Below are 16,492 nucleotides of genomic sequence, written 5' to 3'. Positions count from 1 at the left end.
CCATGACTTCGAACAGGCTTCCCGTCATTCTCGTCATCCTCGCAGTCGTGCTGATCGGGCTTTATTCCTCGGTTTACGTGGTCAATGCCCGTGAGCAGGCGATCGTCGTTCGTTTCGGCGAAATCCAGTCGGTCAGGACCGAGCCCGGCATCTATTTCAAGCTGCCGTTCAGCTTCATGGATGCCGATCGCGTCCAGCTCGTCGAAAAGCAGAAGCTGCGTCTCGACCTCGACAATATCCAGGTGCAGGTCAAGGGCGGCGCGACCTTCGATGTCGACGCCTTCGTGATCTACTCAATCAACGATGCCCGCCGCTTCCGCGAAACTGTTTCGGGCGATCGCGATGCGGCCGAAGCGCGGCTGCGCACCCGCCTCGATTCGGCGTTGCGCCGCGTCTACGGTCTGCGGGAGTTCGATGCCGCACTTTCCGACGAGCGCGTGTCGATGATGCTCGAAGTGCGCGACGATCTGCGTCCGGATGCCGAGCTTCTCGGGCTCAACATCGAGGACGTGCGCATCCGCCGCACCGACCTGACGGCCGATGTTGCGCCGAACACCTATAACCGCATGCGCTCCGAGCGTCTGGCCGAAGCCGAACTCTTGCGCGCCCAGGGCACCGAAGACGGCTTGCGCCGCCGGGCGGTTGCCGATCGCCAGGTGGTGGAGATTACCGCGGATGCCCAGCGCGATGCGGAAATCCTGCGCGGTCAGGGCGATGCCGAACGCAACCGCGTGTTCGCCGACGCCTTTTCCAGGAATCCCGCCTTCTTCGAATTCTATCGTTCGATGGCGGCCTATTCCTCTGCGCTTTCATCGCAGGACACGACGCTGGTGCTGTCGCCGAATTCGGAATTCTTCCGCTATTTCGACAATGCCGCCGGGGTCCCGCAGCCGCCGGCAAACGCTGCCGCGCCCGCTCCGGCGGTGCCCGGCGCGACTGCTCCGGCTGCACCCGCCCAGCCGGCGAACTGACGGCAGGGGATGCCGTATCCATCCCCGAAAATTCGGAAGGGCCGGCCCGAGCGCCGGCCCTTTTTTCATGGAATGATTGAGATAATCTGGCTTTTGCGAGGGCACGTCATATTGCACGGGGATTTCGCGAAAAGGTGATTTCACCCTCCATCATTCCGCCTTATGCTGGTGCTCAATTGCGCATTTACCGCTTATGAGGAAGCTTGATGGCCCCCAGGAATCGCTCGCCCTTCAGACGAACGCTCGCGCTTCTGGCCGGCGGCGCCATCCTGGCGCAAGCAGGCATGAGCGAGGTTGCTATTGCGCAAACCGCGCCTGAAGTCACAGCACCCGGCGTGGCCGCGCCTGTTCCGGCTGCGCCACTCGCGCCCGCGGCACCGCAGCAGACCCCACCGCTTCAGGGCGTCGTGCCGAACAACGGTCCGGCTTCCGTCGCCGATCTCGCCGAAGGGCTGCTGGACGCTGTGGTCAATATCTCGACCTCGCAGAATGTGAAGGACGACGAGGGCGTCGGCCCGGCGCCGCGTGCGCCCGACGGATCGCCATTCCAGGAATTCTTCAACGACTTCTTCAATAAGCAGCAGGGCGGCAAAGGCCCCAACCATAATGTCAGCTCGCTCGGCTCCGGCTTCGTCATTGACCCGACCGGCTATATTGTCACCAACAATCACGTGATCGAGGGCGCCGATGACATCGAGGTCAATTTCGCCAATGGTTCGAAGCTCAAGGCGAAACTGATCGGCACGGATACGAAGACCGATCTTTCGGTGCTGAAGGTCGAGCCGAGGACACCGCTGAAATCGGTAAAATTCGGTGATTCCAGCACGATGCGCATTGGCGACTGGGTCATGGCGATCGGCAATCCGTTCGGCTTCGGCGGCTCGGTGACGGTCGGCATCATTTCCGGGCGCGGCCGCAACATCAATGCCGGCCCCTACGACAATTTCATCCAGACGGATGCGGCGATCAACAAGGGCAATTCCGGCGGCCCGCTCTTCAACATGAAGGGCGAGGTGATTGGCATCAACACGGCGATCATCTCGCCGAGCGGCGGCTCGATCGGCATCGGCTTCTCCGTGCCGTCCGAACTGGCTTCTGGCGTTGTCGAGCAGTTGCGCGAGTATGGTGAGACACGGCGCGGCTGGCTCGGCGTGCGCATCCAGCCGGTGACCGATGATATTGCCGACAGCCTCGGGCTCGACACGGCCAAGGGTGCGCTGGTCGCCGGCGTCATCAAGGGCGGCCCCGTCGATGACGGCTCCATCAAGGCGGGCGACGTGATTTTGAAATTCGACGGCAAGACGGTCAATGAAATGCGCGATCTGCCGCGTGTCGTGGCGGAAAGCACGGTCGGTAAAGAGGTCGACGTCGTGGTGCTGCGCGACGGCAAGGAGCAGAGCGTCAAGGTGAAGCTTGGCCGCCTCGAGGACAGCGATCAGGCTGCAGCCGGTGGCGCGGCGCCCGATGGCTCGCAGGATGATGGGGTGATCACCCCTGATCCCGACGAGAACGACGACATGGACCAGCCTGATACCGGCGATCAGGCCCCGCCCGTACCGGGCGCGCCGGCGCCGGACCAGGGCCAGGTATCGCCGGATGCAACGCCCAAGAATGTGCTCGGATTGTCGCTGTCGCTGTTGAGCCCCGAGACACGCAAGGCTTTCGGCATTGCCGAGAGCGTCGACGGCGTCGTCGTGACTGAGGTGGCGCCCGGCTCCGCGTCGGCCGAAAAGGGGCTGAAGCCAGGGGACGTGATTGTCGAGGTGGCGCAGGAATTCATGAAGTCGCCGGATGCGGTCGCCGCCAAGGTGAAATCGCTGAAACAGGAGGGCCGCCGCAACGCCCAACTGATGATCGCATCGGCCAACGGCGATCTGCGGTTCGTGGCGGTGCCGATGGAGTAAGGGGAGCTCTGGCTGTGATGGTTTTGCCGCCGCGCTCTCCTTCTCCCTCATTTCTGTAACGAGCACTGGAATGAGGGAGAAGGCGTGCCGGGAGGCCCTCCTCTGCGCTACCGTGAATCTCCCACAGGGGAGATTGGATATGGCCTGCGCCTTCTTGCCTATCTACCGTTTCACCGTGCTGGACCGCAATTGTTTGGGGAAGCCGATGTGCTCAGCCGATCTCCGCACCTGTGGGGGAGATGCCCGGCAGGGCAGAGGGGGCGGCCACGGCACACGGGTGAAGGGGGGCGGGTCGGCGTTAACCCGTCAGAAAATCCGTTTTCCGATAGCCCTGGATATAGAGCAGCGCCGTCAGGTCAGCGTGGTTAATGCGCATCTGTGCCTGGGCGGCGACCGTGGGTTTGGCGTGGAGGGCGACGCCGGAGCCGGCGAGTTGCAGCATGCCCAGATCGTTGGCGCCATCGCCGACGGCGATCGCCTCGTTTGGCGAGATGCCGAGACGTACCGATATTTCGTTGAGCGCATCGACTTTCGCCTGCTTGCCGAGGATCGGTTCGGCGACGAAGCCAGAGAGGATGCCGCCATCCTCGAGCAAGGTGTTGGCGCGGTTCTCATCGAAGCCGAGCGTGGCGGCGATGGGACCTGTGAAGACGGTGAAGCCGCCGGAGACGAGGGCGGTGTAATGGCCCTTCGACTTCATGGTGGCGATCAGTTCCGGGCCGCCCGGGGTGAGCGTGATACGCCGGGCGATGACCTCGTCGACGACCGATATCGGCAGGCCTTTCAGCAGAGCGACACGTTCACGCAAAGCAGGCTCGAAGGCGATCTCGCCGTTCATGGCGCGGGCCGTGATCGCGGCGACCTTCTCCTTCAGGCCGACTTCGGCAGCGAGTTCGTCGATGCATTCCTGGCCGATCATCGTCGAATCCATGTCGGCGATCAGCAGCTTCTTGCGGCGGGTCTCCTGCTCCTGGATGACAAGGTCGATCGGCGCGCCGGCGATGACGGCGAGGATATTGGCTTCGGCCGCCTGCGCATCCGTACCGTCACGCAGCGCAATGTCGCAGGCGATGCCGTCGGCCAGCCAGTAGAGACCGGAAGCTTCCACGGCCTCGGCCGCCTGTTCGGCGATACCAGGGGTCAGAACGGGATTTGACGGATTGGCAACAAGCGTGGCAACGAGGGCCATGATGGAAAACCTTCTGAGCGTAGAGAACGCGATCCTGATAACCGGGCCGACCGCCAGCGGCAAGTCCGCGCTCGCCGTCGAATTGGCCAAGCGCCATGGCGGCGCGGTCGTCAATGCCGACAGCATGCAGGTCTACGACACCTTGCGGGTGCTGACCGCGCGCCCGTCGGAAGAGGAGATGCAAGGCGTGCCGCATCATCTTTACGGCCACGTGCCGGCAGGGGCAGCCTATTCCACCGGCGCCTGGCTGCGCGATGTCTCGGCGCTGTTGCCGGCACTGAAAGCCGCCGGGCAGCTCCCGGTCTTCGTCGGCGGCACGGGGCTCTATTTCAAGGCACTGACCGGCGGCCTCTCCGACATGCCGGAGATCCCGGAAGAACTGCGGGATGAACTTAGGACGCGGCTGGTTGCGGAGGGGCCGGCGGGGCTCTATGCCGAACTTGCTGCAATCGATCCTGCCATGTCGGGAGGTCTCAACCGCCAGGACGGGCAGCGCATCGTCCGGGCGCTCGAGGTGATCAAAGCGACGGGACGGTCGATCGCCGATTTTCAGGGGCGGTCCGGGCCTGTGGTGATCGACGCTGACAATGCCCGAAAGATCGTCGTTCTGCCGGACCGGGCGGTGCTGCACGCCCGCATCAATGGTCGATTTGAAAAAATGCTGCAGCAGGGTGCCGAAGACGAGGTGAGGGCGCTGCTTGCCCTCGGCCTGCCGCTGGAGGCGCCTGTCATGAAGGCCATCGGGGTGTCGCAGATCGTGGCGATGCTGACGGGCGAGATGACGCGCGAGGAAGTGCTGGAGAAGGGGGCTGCGGCGACACGGCAATATGCCAAGCGGCAAATGACCTGGTTCCGCAATCAGATGGACGAGAGCTGGGAGCGGCTGGCCCTATAATGCGTAAGCCCGGGCCTACCCTTCGGGTGCGGTCACGCGCCTCGCACCTGCAGCAGTTTAGCGAGTTCGCCCACCGCCGCCTGCAACTGCGCCGCTGGAAAACCGCCGAAACCCAGCATCAGGCCGGGACGTGCCGGCAGCGTGCCATACATAGGTGAGATCGCCCGCACTGCGAGGCCGGCCGAAAGGGCGCTCGCTGCCAGGCGCACGTCGTCGGCTTCCTCGGGCAGCCATAGAAGGATGTGCATGCCCTGATCGGTTGGCTGAACATGGCACCCTTCCGGCAGAACCCCCTCGAGCGCGGCCAGCAGAACAGCGCGGCGTTCGGCATAGAGGCCGCGAATGCGCCTGATATGCGCCTCGAAATGACCTTCCCTCATATAGGCGGCGAGAACATGCTGTTCTGATATCGGCGAATGCCGGTCAAGAATGGCGCGTGCGCCGGCGAAGGCTTCTGCGAGTGGCGCTGGGGCGATGACGTAACCGAGCCGCAACGACGGAAAGAGCACTTTGCTGAAGGTGCCGAGATAGATGACGCGCGACGGACGCAGTCCCTGCATGGAGGGAAAAGGGTGTCCGGCATAACGCAGTTCGCTGTCGTAGTCGTCCTCCACGATCCAGGCTTGGTTCTGGTCGGCCCAGGCGATCAGAGTGTTGCGCCGCGCCATGCTGAGTGGCATGCCGACCGGATACTGGTGCGAAGGGGTGACGAATGCGGCGCGCGCTCCCGGACATAGTTCGAGGCCGCGTTCCACATTCATTCCCTGTGCGTCGACTGGGATTCGATGCGTCCGCACGCCAAGATCGTCGAGCACCGCCGTCAGGCCGGGATAAGCCGGATCCTCGGCCCATACCGGGTCGTCATGCGACAGAAGAACCCGGCCAGCCATATAGAGGCCCTGCTGCGTGCCTGACGTAACGATGACCTGCTCGGGCTCGCAATGAACGGCCCGTGAGCGGCGGACGTGGTCGGCGATGGCGATGCGCAGTTCGAGCACACCCATCGGATCGTGGTAGCCCGAGGGTGCGGCCTGTCTTGACGCGCGCATTCGATTTCCGAGACGGCGCCAATTGTCGTCGGGGGCGACGCCGGACGAGGGCACGGCGATGGCGAAGGGAATGGGCGGGTGCGGGGTCAGCGCACGGGCGATCGATATCAGCCGTGCAGCCGGGGCAGGCAGGTCGATCGTCTCTGCGGCCACCGGCACGGGCGGCGGCGGCAGTGCCGGCGCCATGTCCGTCAGGGCGCCGGCAACACGTGTTCCAGCTCCCACTCTCGCTTCGAGATAGCCTTCGGCGGTCAACTGGTCGAAGGCTTCGACGACGGTGCCGCGGGCGATCTTCAAAGAGGCGGCAAGGCTACGCGTCGAAGGGAGGCGCTCGCCCGGCCTCAGTTCGCCGCGGGCAATGGCGTTCCGCAGGGCCTGCGCAAGCCGGCGGCCGACATGGGCCGTTCTGTCGATCCCGTGGAGAGACGGAATTTCGATGGTGGCCCGCCGCTTCGACATCGCAAAATGGTCCATGACGATTCTTTAAAATGGCGCTTCATGATGAACCAATTTTGGAAGAGAAGGAAGGCATCAGCGACTTCTGGAAAGCGGACATGCAGGATCTTCTCGTCGTCTATATCGCCTATATCATCGCAGCCGGAAGCCCGGGACCGAGCAACATGGCGATCATGAACGTCGCGATGAGCCAAGGGCGCCGACCGGCCCTGGCGCTTGCCGCCGGCGTGATAACGATGTCGACATGTTGGGGACTGATTGCCGTCACCGGCATTTCGACACTCCTCGTACGCTATGCTCATGCCCTGTTATTCCTCAAGATCGCGGGCGGAGTTTACCTTCTCTGGCTCGCCTGGAGAGCGGCTCGCTCGGCCGCTGCCGCGGATGCGCCGGCACGCGAACTAACCCGGCCGTCGACCAACTTCGGCGGGCTCTACCGCCGTGGGATACTGATGCATCTCGGAAACCCCAAAGCGGTTCTGGCCTGGGTCGCGATAATGTCGCTCGGCCTCAAACCGGGCGCTTCGCCCGAGATGGCGGTGACGGCGTTCGGTGGCTGCGTGCTGCTTGGGATAACGATATTCGCCGGTTATGCCCTGCTGTTTTCGACAGCGCCGATGGTGCGCGGCTATGCCAGGGCGCGCCGCTGGATCGAGGCAAGCCTCGCGGTGTTCTTCGCGGGCGCCGGATCGCGTCTGCTCTTCTCAACCTGATTCTTTTTCAGGATCGTGCCATGTCCTCGGCTTCGCCCTTTCACGGCCTTTCGGCCTTTCCGCCAACGCCTGCGAGCATCGACGGCCGCGTCGATACCGACGCCCTCGGCCGCCTTCTTGAACGCTTGTGCGAGGCGGGCGTCGCCTCTATCGGGCTTCTCGGCAGCACCGGGATCTATGCTTACCTCACGCGCGAGGAGCGGTTGCGCGCCGTAAAGGCCGCGGCTCAATGCGTCGCCGGCCGTATTCCTCTCATCGTCGGGGCCGGGGCTCTCAGAACGGACCACGCCGTGGATCTTGCCAGGGATGCCGAGGCGGCCGGTGCGGATGCTCTTCTGCTGGCGCCGGTCTCCTATACGCCGCTGACGCAGGAAGAAGCCTATCAGCATTTCCTGGCGGTCGCGAAGGCAACGAAGCTGCCGGTCTGCATCTACAACAATCCCGGCACGACCCATTTCACCTTCGGCCGGGAGCTTCTGCAGCGCCTCTGCGATATCGAAACGATCAGGGCGGTTAAGATGCCGCTGCCCGTTGACGGCGATTTGCCAGGGGAGCTTGCGGCCTTGCGGGAAAAGACCGATCTGGCGATCGGCTACAGCGGCGATTGGGGCGCGGCCGATGCGCTGCTTTGCGGCGCGGACGCCTGGTACAGTGTCATCGGCGGTTTGTTGCCGCGCACGGCTCTCAGTCTGACCAGGGCCGCCACGGCCGGAGACGTCGATGAGGCACGCCGGCTCGATAAGCTCTTCGAACCGCTATGGCAAACCTTCAAGGCATTCGGAAGCATCCGCGTGGTCTATCTGCTGCTCGAGCATCTCGCACTCGCTCGGGCGGAGCTTCCGCGACCGCTTTTGCCGCTGAAGTCAGCGGACCGCCAGCGTGTGCTCGATGTCGTCGAGCCGCTGATCGCTCTGGAGAGCGGGCGGAAGGCTTAGTCCTTGTTGTAAAGGCTGCTCAGCGGCTTTTTCAGAATGCTTTCGCGCAGCGACGCGCCGGGTTCACGGCGGGTGATGGCCGGTTGGTCCGGCTGCGGCGCAGGCCGCGGAAAAATCGGTTCCTCGCGGCGCATCTCGCGGCGCAGCGCATCGAGCCGCGGATCGACAGATGGAGTTGCGGCGGGGTCCAGCCGCGGCGTCTGCGGCAGCAGTTCGCGCCGGTAGGATTCGAGCGGTGTTGAAGCCGGCGGTGGCGAGGGCGGTGGAGGCTGTGCGTAAGGCTTGGCCTCGAGAAGCTCCTCGGTGTCATTCGCCTCATCGGAACCTGCCATCGGCCCGCCGAAGCTCTGCTGGAAATTGGAAATGTCGGGTGCGACCGTCACCGCCCGCATGCGGGTGACGATCTTGCGCAGATCGACCGTATCCGGATCTTCCTCGCTGTGCTTGCTGTTGGCGCTTGCCGCCTTCGGCAGCAGATTTTCGTCGACGCGGGAAAAGCGCATGCGCATTGGCACGCTGATCGCCTCGCCGAAGGCGATTGCCTCGCCATTGCCGATCGAGGAGATGAAGCTCGTCGTCGAGATCGACGAATTCGGGATGGCCGAGCGGATAATTTCCTGGTCGCGGTCGTTGGCCAGGCGCATGGCGAACAGCGTCGAGCACTGCGACAGGATCGTCTGGTCGAGCTCGCCCGGCCGCTGGGTGATGATCCCAAGCGAGACGCCGTATTTGCGGCCTTCCTTGGCGATGCGGGCGATTGCCTGGCGCGTCGGCATGAAGCCGAGGCTGGGATCGGAGGGGATATACCGGTGCGCTTCCTCGCAGACGACGAGCATGTGGATGGCGCCGTCGCTCCACAGCGCCACCTCGAAGGCCATGCGGCAGAGCACGGAGGCGACCGAATTGACCACTTCGGAGGGGATGCCGGCGAGCTGGAAGGTGCAGATCGGTCGGTTGTCGCCGGGGATGCGGAAGATCTGTGCGATGGTCTCGGTGATCGTGTCGCTGATCGTGTTGTTGGAGAACATGAAGTGATAGCGCGGATCGTTGATCGCTGCGATCAAGCGCATCTTCAGCGAACGCAGGAAGGGTTTTTCCGTACGCCCCTCGAGGCGGCCGATGCGCTCGTCGATCAGGGCCAGGAGATCAGCCATACGATAGGGAACCGGCGTATCGGCGGTGATCGAGCTTTTTTCCGTCGTGCGCCGCACCAGCGAGTTGTCGCTGCCGCGGAAGGCGCGCTTTGCCTCCGGCATGATGTCACGCAGCATATCGAGCTCTTCCGGCACCGGCGGGCGGCCGCGGAAGACGACTTCGGCAAATTCCTCAAGCCGCATCAGCCAGAAGGGCAGGTCGAGCGTATCGGTATCGATGGTGACGGCGTGCTTTGGAAAGGCGGCGGCGAATTCATTGTGCGGATCGAGGATCAGCACACGCAGTTTCGGGTTGGACGCGATCGCCTTGTGCAGCAGCAAAGAGACGGCCGTCGATTTGCCGACGCCGGTGGAGCCGACGACGGCGAAATGCTTGGAGAGCATCGATGGGATGTGGATCGCCGCATCGATGGTTTCGTCCTGAGTCAGCTTGCCGATGACGGCGGTCGTACCCGTTCCGGCATCGTAGATGCGCATCAGATCCGCGGCGCGGATGCGGTGAGCGATGGCGCCGAGATAGGGATAACGCGAGATGCCGGTCGAGAATTCCTCGCGCCCGTCCTCGTCGACGCGAACTTCGCCGAGCAACTCCGTCTCAATCCTGAAATTATTATCCTCACCTTCGCTCCAGGCGTGGGTGCCGGTATTCATGGAGTAGACAAGGGCAACGACGCGGTTGCGGCCGACGCTGATCGAAATCAGCCGGCCGACGGACCAGAGTTCGGTCAGATCGGTGCCGCCCTCTACAGCGACGGCGGCAATCGTGGCCCGGGATCCGCTGCATGCAACGACCCGGCCGAGAAAGCGATTCCCCGGCGCATCGCCGTCGCGTCGATCGTGCTGGCCTGCCGTGCCTGACATGCGCAAGTCGTTGTTGAGCAAAGGCTACTCCCTGCGGTAGTGTTAAAGGATAATGTCGATCCTTTAACAAATCCTTCATCCTATCGGTTTTCAGGGCGAGGGCGTCGGGCAGTTTTTTATTGCGGCATGCGTTGACGCTGCAAAATTTTCTGTCTATCACTTCCGGCCATGAAAATCGCAACGGCTCTTATCGTGGTGGGAAAGCGCATGGGCAGGATGGTGTAACCATCCGGCGACAGCCACCCATGCGCTAGATGACAGGCTCCTCCGGGGCCTTTTTTTGTGCCCGAATTTCGGGCTTCCGGCCACAAACGCAAATCCCAGCATCAAACGGAACAGACAGATGAGCACGGACAACCAGGCGGCAGGCAATCGGATGACGGGAGCGGAGATCGTTCTCAAGGCGCTGAAGGACAACGGCGTCGAACATATCTTCGGCTATCCCGGCGGCGCGGTTCTGCCGATCTATGACGAGATCTTCCAGCAGGACGAGGTCAAGCACATTCTCGTACGCCACGAGCAGGGGGCCGGCCATGCCGCCGAAGGTTATGCTCGCTCCACCGGCAAGGTCGGCGTCATGCTCGTCACCTCGGGTCCCGGCGCCACCAATGCGGTTACACCGCTGCAGGACGCGCTGATGGATTCGATCCCGCTCGTCTGCCTGACCGGCCAGGTTCCGACCTCGCTGATCGGCTCCGACGCCTTCCAGGAATGCGATACGGTCGGCATTACCCGGCCCTGCACGAAGCACAACTGGCTGGTCAAGGACGTCAACGAGCTCGCCGCCGTCATTCATGAGGCCTTCCGCATCGCCCAGTCCGGCCGCCCGGGTCCTGTCGTCGTCGATATTCCGAAGGACGTGCAGTTTGCGACCGGCACCTATACGCCGCCCGCTGATTACCCGATCCAGAAGAGCTACCAGCCGAAGATCCAGGGCGACCTCAATCAGATCCATGCGGCGATCGAGCTGATGGCGAATGCGCGCCGGCCGATCATCTATTCCGGCGGCGGCGTCGTCAATTCCGGCCCCGAGGCCTCCAAGCTGCTGCGTGAGCTGGTCGAGCTCACCGACTTCCCGATCACGTCGACGCTGATGGGCCTCGGCGCCTATCCCGCTTCGGGCAAGAATTGGCTGAAGATGCTCGGCATGCACGGTTCCTACGAGGCCAACATGGCGATGCATGACTGCGATGTCATGGTCTGCATCGGCGCCCGCTTCGACGACCGCATCACCGGCCGTCTCAACGCGTTCTCGCCGAACTCGAAGAAAATCCACATCGATATCGATCCGTCCTCGATCAACAAGAATGTCCGTGTCGATATCGGCATTCGCGGCGACGTCGGCCATGTCTTGGAAGACATGGTCCGGCTGTGGCGGGCGCTGCCGAAGAAGCCGGAGAAAAACCGTCTCGAGGATTGGTGGAGCGATATCACCCGCTGGCGGGCGCGCAACTCCTTCGCTTACACGAGGAGCAACGACGTGATCATGCCGCAATATGCGCTGGAGCGGCTCTATGCGCATACCAAGGACCGCGACACCTACATCACAACCGAAGTCGGTCAGCATCAGATGTGGGCGGCGCAGTTCTTCGGCTTCGAACAGCCGAACCGCTGGATGACCTCGGGCGGCCTCGGCACGATGGGCTACGGCCTGCCGGCGGCACTCGGCGTCCAGATTGCCCATCCCGGCAGCCTCGTCATCGACATTGCCGGCGATGCCTCGATCCAGATGTGCATCCAGGAAATGTCGACGGCGATCCAGTATGATGCGCCGATCAAGATATTCATCATGAACAACCAGTACATGGGCATGGTGCGCCAATGGCAGCAGCTGCTGCACGGCAACCGCCTGTCGCACTCCTATACGGAGGCGATGCCTGACTTCGTCAAGCTGGCGGAAGCCTATGGCGCGGTCGGCTTGCGCTGCGACAAGCCGGATGAGCTCGACGACGCAATCGTCGAGATGATCGAGGTCAAGAAGCCGGTCATCTTCGATTGCCGGGTCGCCAATCTCGCCAACTGCTTCCCGATGATCCCCTCGGGCAAAGCCCATAATGAAATGCTGCTGCCGGACGAAGCCACGGATGAAGCGGTCGCCAACGCGATCGACGCCAAGGGCCGCCAGCTCGTCTAATCATAAGGTAGGAACCCAGACCATGAACGCACATCTTCAGCCCACCGGCTCTGCCTACTTCATCTCGCCGGAAACGACGGCGGTCGAAAGCCATACGCTCTCGGTGCTCGTCGATAACGAGCCGGGTGTCCTTGCCCGCGTCATCGGCCTGTTCTCCGGCCGCGGCTACAATATCGAAAGCCTGACGGTTTCGGAGACGGAGCATCAGGCGCATCTTTCGCGCATCACCATCGTCACGCGCGGCACGCCGCACGTGCTGGAGCAGATCAAGGCGCAGCTCGATCGCATCGTGCCGGTGCATCGCGTCGTCGACCTGACGGTGCGCGCCCGCGAGCTCGGCCAGGAACGACCGATCGAGCGTGAAGTGGCGCTGGTCAAGGTCATCGGCGAGGGCGAGACGCGCGCCGAGACGCTGCGGCTTGCCGACGCCTTCCACGCCAAGGTGGTGGATGCGACGATTGATCACTTCATTCTGGAGATCACCGGCAAGTCGTCGAAGATCGACCAGTTCGTGGCGATCATGAAGCCGCTCGGCCTGATCGAGGTCTGCCGTACCGGTATTGCGGCGATGAACCGCGGCGCGCAGGGGATGTGAGGCTCAAGCTTCATCCCTTCCTCGGTGTTGCGTGCCAGGCAAGAGCTGGCAAGGGACGGAGACGGCGCGGCAAATCTCTTCTCCGAGGAGAAGGGGAAACGAGAGGCCGCGACCCAGTCCCTTCGCCTCGCCTGCCGTGAGAAGATGTCGGAAGGTCGATGAGGCGGACCGCGCCGATCACAGCATCTCCAACGGCTTTTTCTTTGCCGGCGGCGGGAAGGCGGCGTCCAGCGCCTGCCAGTCCTCTTCGGTGACCTCAAGCGAAACGCAGTCCCGGTTCTCCGCCACGCGTTCGGCATTCGACGTCTTCGGGATGACGATGACGCCGTCGCGTTCGAGCAGGAAGGCGAGCGCCAGCTGCGCGGGGGTTGCCTGATAGGCCTTGGCGATGTGAATGAGTTCGGGATGATGCAGGATATGTCCCTGCTCGATCGGCGAATAGGCCATCACGGGAATGCCGCGGCTCTGGCACCAGGGCAGGAGATCGAACTCGATGCCGCGGCGGGAAAGATTGTAGAGCACCTGGTTGGCGGCGACGTTGGCGCCGCCCGGCACTCCGATGAGTTCCTCCATATCGTCGGTGTCGAAGTTGGAGACGCCCCAGGCGCCGATCTTTCCTGACGCTTTCAGCATTTCGAAGGCGCCAACGGTCTCGGCCAGCGGATGACTGCCGCGCCAATGCAGAAGGTAGAGATCGATGCGGTCGGTGCCAAGCCGTTCGAGACTGTGCTCGCAGGCCTCGATCGTGCCTTTCAAGCTGGCATTCCAGGGATAGACCTTGCTGACAACGAAGACCTCGTCGCGCCGCCCCTTGATCGCCTGACCGACGATCTCCTCGGCGCCGCCATCGCCATACATTTCGGCCGTGTCGATCAGCGTCATGCCGAGATCGATGCCGGCTCTCAGGCTTTCCATTTCGGCCTTCGCATGGCCGGCATCCTCGCCCATGGCCCAGGTTCCCTGGCCAAGCGCCGGCACTTCCGTGCCGTTCGGAAATTTGACAGTGGGGATCGGATCATCTTGCATGATTTTTTTCATTTTTAGGAGATTGCGCCCGTTTCCTATCTTTCAAGTAATCCTGTCACCATGACAATGATGTAATGGCATCAAGAGTTTAGGGCAGTTATGCTGACCTAAATGACAGAGGCCGCGGAAAAGAGCCGGTTTCGGGAGGTTGCATGCCGCTGGATACTTTTTTCGCCCTCGTTCTCTTCGCCTTCACGACGTCGATCACGCCGGGGCCGAACAATATGATGCTCTTCGCGTCGGGGGTGAATTTCGGTTTCCGCAGGACGATCCCGCATATGTTCGGCATCGGCGCCGGTTTCTTCTTGCTGCTGATCGGCGTGGGCCTGGGGCTTGGCGCGCTGCTGCACGCAATGCCCATGGTCTATACGGTGCTGAAGTTCGCCGGCGGCACCTATCTCGTCTGGATCGCATGGAAGATCGCCTCCTCGCGTTCGCTGAGCGAAGGCGGGAGCAGTGCTGCGCCGATGTCCTTCCTTTCAGCGGCCGCCTTCCAGTGGGTCAACCCGAAAGCCTGGGTGATGGCGGTCACCGCGATGGCAACCTATACCAATCCCGAACTGTATCTCATCAGCGTGATGATTGTCGGCCTGGCTTTCGCGGTCGTCAACGTGCCGAGCGTTTCGACCTGGGCAGGCTTCGGCTCGGCGCTGAGGGATTGGCTTTCCGATCCGGTGCGGTTGAAATGGTTCAACATCACCATGGCGGTGCTTTTGGTGGTAAGCCTCTGGCCGATGCTAAAATAGCGCCGGCTTCGTCAGCATCAGCCAGAGAATGCCGAGGACGGCTGCGAAGGCCGGAAAGCCGAAAGCGAACCAGATGCGGTAAAGGCCGAAATAGGACGGCGGCAGGACCGTGCCCGACACCGCAGCGGCGCGGGCGAGATCGCGCAGCCGGATCTGAATCCAGACGACCGGCAGCCAGAAGACGCCGGTGAATACGTAAAGCAGCAGCGACAGCGCAATCCAGCCTTCCGTCAGGTCCCAGCCGATCGTTCGCGCCAGCAAATAACCGGTTACCGGCTGGAGAATGGCCGCCGTTGCGGTGAAGACCGTATCGGCGATGACGACAGTTCCGGCGACATGGGCGATCAGGACCGGATCGCGCGTGCGATGCGCCATCACCATGAAGAAGGCGATGCCGGCGCCGGTGCCGAAGAGCACGGTCGCGCCGATGACATGGGCAAGAAGCAGCCATCCTTCCAGCATCAGCGTTCGTCCAGGGTGGCGAGGGTCGCCAGCGTCAGCAAGATCGACGGCAGCACCTTGACGAGGGCACCGAGCGGATCGAGCCAGAGCGCAGGTTCGAGAAGTGTGCCGCCGGCAAGGTAGGCCAAGGAGACGGCAAGCATGCCGAGAAGGGCGCGTCTGGCGAGCGGGCGAACAAGCACGGCGGCGCCGAGCGCGACGTCGACGAGACAGGTCGCAAGCGTCAGCGCCGTTGCTGCGGCTTCAGGCATGAAGAGCAGGAAGTGCGCGGAGGCCTTTTCCACGGAAAGCAGTGGGATCAGGCCGGAGAGCAGCCAGAAAACAGAGAGGCCAGCGATGAAGAGTGGTTTGAGGAGATAGAGCCGGGCAAACCAGAGATCCTGCACGCCGGAGGGATTGGCCGCGAGAGTTACCGCAGCGGATGTCGCGATGAGGCCGCTTTCTCTTCTCGCGCTTCGTATACCCTCCGACATAACGGTCATCGCCGTCGAGCGCAGCGGCGAACGCCAGCCGAGCAGGCCCGCGGCATTGGCAAGCCATGTCACAGGCTTTGCAAGCCACGGGGCAAGGGAAAAGACGCGGGCCGGCGGCAGCGCGAGCCACTGCCGGTGAAGTCGCACGAGGTCGGCGAGCGTCAAGGCTTCGTCGGCGGCAAGAACGATATCCCCGCGCAGTTCGCCTGCAAACGCCCGCGACACGGCTTCCGCCAGATCATCCACCGACAGCGTTTCGACCGGGCTCTCGGCATGGACGAGGGGCAGCAGGGGAAGGGCGGCAAGCGCTCTCAACAGCGATGAGCCCCCATGGGCATTGCGGCCGAGAACGAGGGCAGGGCACAGGATAAGATGGGGGAGGCCGCTTGCCGCCAGCGCCTCGTCGGCCCGCCGCTTGGTGGCGAGAAAGGGCAGTGCGCTCGCCGCCCCCGCCGCTCTTGCCGATATCTGCACGATCAGATGACGGGAGTGTTTCGCCGCGGCGTAGAGCGCCAGCATCGCATCCGCCTGGGTCGCGGCGAGATCATCTGCTGGCCCGTCCTGCAGCGCACCGGCGCAATTGACGACAGCTTGCTGGTCTTTGAGCAGGTCCTCCCAATCCTCGGGCTTCGTCATGCGCGACAGATCGGCGCGCCGCCAATCGATTGCCGGCTGCTTCAGGCGGGCTCGGGTGGGATTACGACCGAGCCCGGTCACCGCATGGCCGTCCGCAACGAGCCGGGCCGCGACGACGGAGCCTATGAAGCCGGTTGCGCCGAGAATTAGGATGTTCATGGCGGGAGATTAGCGGAAAAGTTTGAGCGGTATAGGAGGGCTTGGCGAGGGTGGTGTATGGTAGAAGGAAAGTGGATGCTTTGAAGGAGGGCAGAACGTTGCCTCGTTCCCCTTCTTACGATCGGGGAGAAGAG

Annotated in this window: 14 protein-coding genes; 8 read left to right on the top strand and 6 right to left on the bottom strand. The window is 63.1% G+C overall.

Going from position 1 to position 16,492, the window contains the following annotated elements:
- Positions 1-2 precede the first annotated feature (2 nt).
- A complete protein-coding gene (hflC, locus tag J2J99_RS14720) occupies positions 3-971 on the top strand; it encodes a protease modulator HflC (protein WP_168296851.1) in 969 nt (322 codons plus the stop codon).
- Positions 972-1,177: 206 nt separating this feature from the next.
- The gene (locus tag J2J99_RS14715) at positions 1,178-2,875 is read left to right on the top strand and encodes a Do family serine endopeptidase (RefSeq protein ID WP_168296852.1); all 1,698 of its coding nucleotides are present in this window, start codon (positions 1,178-1,180) and stop codon (positions 2,873-2,875) included.
- Between the two features lie 298 nt (positions 2,876-3,173).
- Here the strand turns inward: J2J99_RS14715 and serB are convergent, their stop codons facing one another.
- Positions 3,174-4,064, bottom strand: a complete 891-nt coding sequence (gene serB, locus J2J99_RS14710; protein ID WP_168301836.1) for a phosphoserine phosphatase SerB — start codon at positions 4,062-4,064, stop codon at positions 3,174-3,176.
- On the opposite strand from serB, the gene miaA reads away from it, so the two are divergent.
- A complete protein-coding gene (gene miaA / locus J2J99_RS14705) occupies positions 4,063-4,959 on the top strand; it encodes a tRNA (adenosine(37)-N6)-dimethylallyltransferase MiaA (RefSeq protein WP_205919234.1) in 897 nt (298 codons plus the stop codon). The two genes, serB and miaA, sit on opposite strands and share 2 nt — an antisense overlap.
- Positions 4,960-4,991: 32 nt before the next feature.
- Here the strand turns inward: miaA and pdxR are convergent, their stop codons facing one another.
- Positions 4,992-6,467, bottom strand: coding sequence for a MocR-like pyridoxine biosynthesis transcription factor PdxR (gene pdxR / locus J2J99_RS14700; RefSeq protein WP_205919235.1), 1,476 nt, complete (start codon positions 6,465-6,467; stop codon positions 4,992-4,994).
- A 95-nt stretch (positions 6,468-6,562) separates the two neighbouring features.
- Between pdxR and J2J99_RS14695 the strand changes: the two genes are divergently transcribed.
- On the top strand, positions 6,563-7,177 hold the full coding sequence (locus J2J99_RS14695; RefSeq protein ID WP_168301839.1) for a LysE family translocator: 615 nt from the start codon (positions 6,563-6,565) through the stop codon (positions 7,175-7,177).
- A gap of 20 nt (positions 7,178-7,197) precedes the next feature.
- A complete protein-coding gene (locus tag J2J99_RS14690) occupies positions 7,198-8,112 on the top strand; it encodes a dihydrodipicolinate synthase family protein (RefSeq protein WP_168301834.1) in 915 nt (304 codons plus the stop codon).
- Here J2J99_RS14690 and J2J99_RS14685 read toward each other — a convergent pair.
- Entirely contained in the window at positions 8,109-10,148 is a 2,040-nt protein-coding gene (locus J2J99_RS14685; RefSeq protein ID WP_168301833.1) for an ATP-binding protein, read from the bottom strand. The genes J2J99_RS14690 and J2J99_RS14685 overlap by 4 nt on opposite strands.
- A gap of 322 nt (positions 10,149-10,470) precedes the next feature.
- Between J2J99_RS14685 and J2J99_RS14680 the strand changes: the two genes are divergently transcribed.
- Positions 10,471-12,261, top strand: coding sequence for an acetolactate synthase 3 large subunit (locus J2J99_RS14680; protein WP_168301832.1), 1,791 nt, complete (start codon positions 10,471-10,473; stop codon positions 12,259-12,261).
- Between the two features lie 22 nt (positions 12,262-12,283).
- Complete coding sequence (gene ilvN, locus J2J99_RS14675; protein ID WP_168301831.1) at positions 12,284-12,856, top strand: acetolactate synthase small subunit; 573 nt, start codon at positions 12,284-12,286, stop codon at positions 12,854-12,856.
- A gap of 177 nt (positions 12,857-13,033) precedes the next feature.
- On the opposite strand, the gene J2J99_RS14670 is transcribed toward ilvN, so the two are convergent.
- Positions 13,034-13,882, bottom strand: coding sequence for an aldo/keto reductase (locus J2J99_RS14670; protein ID WP_168301830.1), 849 nt, complete (start codon positions 13,880-13,882; stop codon positions 13,034-13,036).
- A 152-nt stretch (positions 13,883-14,034) separates the two neighbouring features.
- Between J2J99_RS14670 and J2J99_RS14665 the strand changes: the two genes are divergently transcribed.
- The gene (locus tag J2J99_RS14665; protein WP_168301829.1) at positions 14,035-14,628 is read left to right on the top strand and encodes a LysE family translocator; all 594 of its coding nucleotides are present in this window, start codon (positions 14,035-14,037) and stop codon (positions 14,626-14,628) included.
- Here J2J99_RS14665 and J2J99_RS14660 read toward each other — a convergent pair.
- Positions 14,620-15,090 (bottom strand): DUF2269 family protein, encoded by a 471-nt coding sequence (locus tag J2J99_RS14660; RefSeq protein ID WP_168301828.1) that lies wholly within the window; start codon positions 15,088-15,090, stop codon positions 14,620-14,622. The genes J2J99_RS14665 and J2J99_RS14660 overlap by 9 nt on opposite strands.
- On the bottom strand, positions 15,090-16,358 hold the full coding sequence (locus J2J99_RS14655) for an SDR family oxidoreductase (protein ID WP_168301827.1): 1,269 nt from the start codon (positions 16,356-16,358) through the stop codon (positions 15,090-15,092). Before J2J99_RS14655 ends, J2J99_RS14660 begins: the two co-directional genes overlap by 1 nt.
- Between the last annotated feature and the right edge of the window lie 134 nt (positions 16,359-16,492).

The organism is Rhizobium binae (assembly GCF_017357225.1).
GTDB classification, from domain to species: Bacteria; Pseudomonadota; Alphaproteobacteria; order Rhizobiales; family Rhizobiaceae; genus Rhizobium; species Rhizobium binae.
The sequence above is the reverse complement of the archived record's forward strand: the minus strand, read 5'-3'. Positions and strand labels throughout refer to the sequence as shown.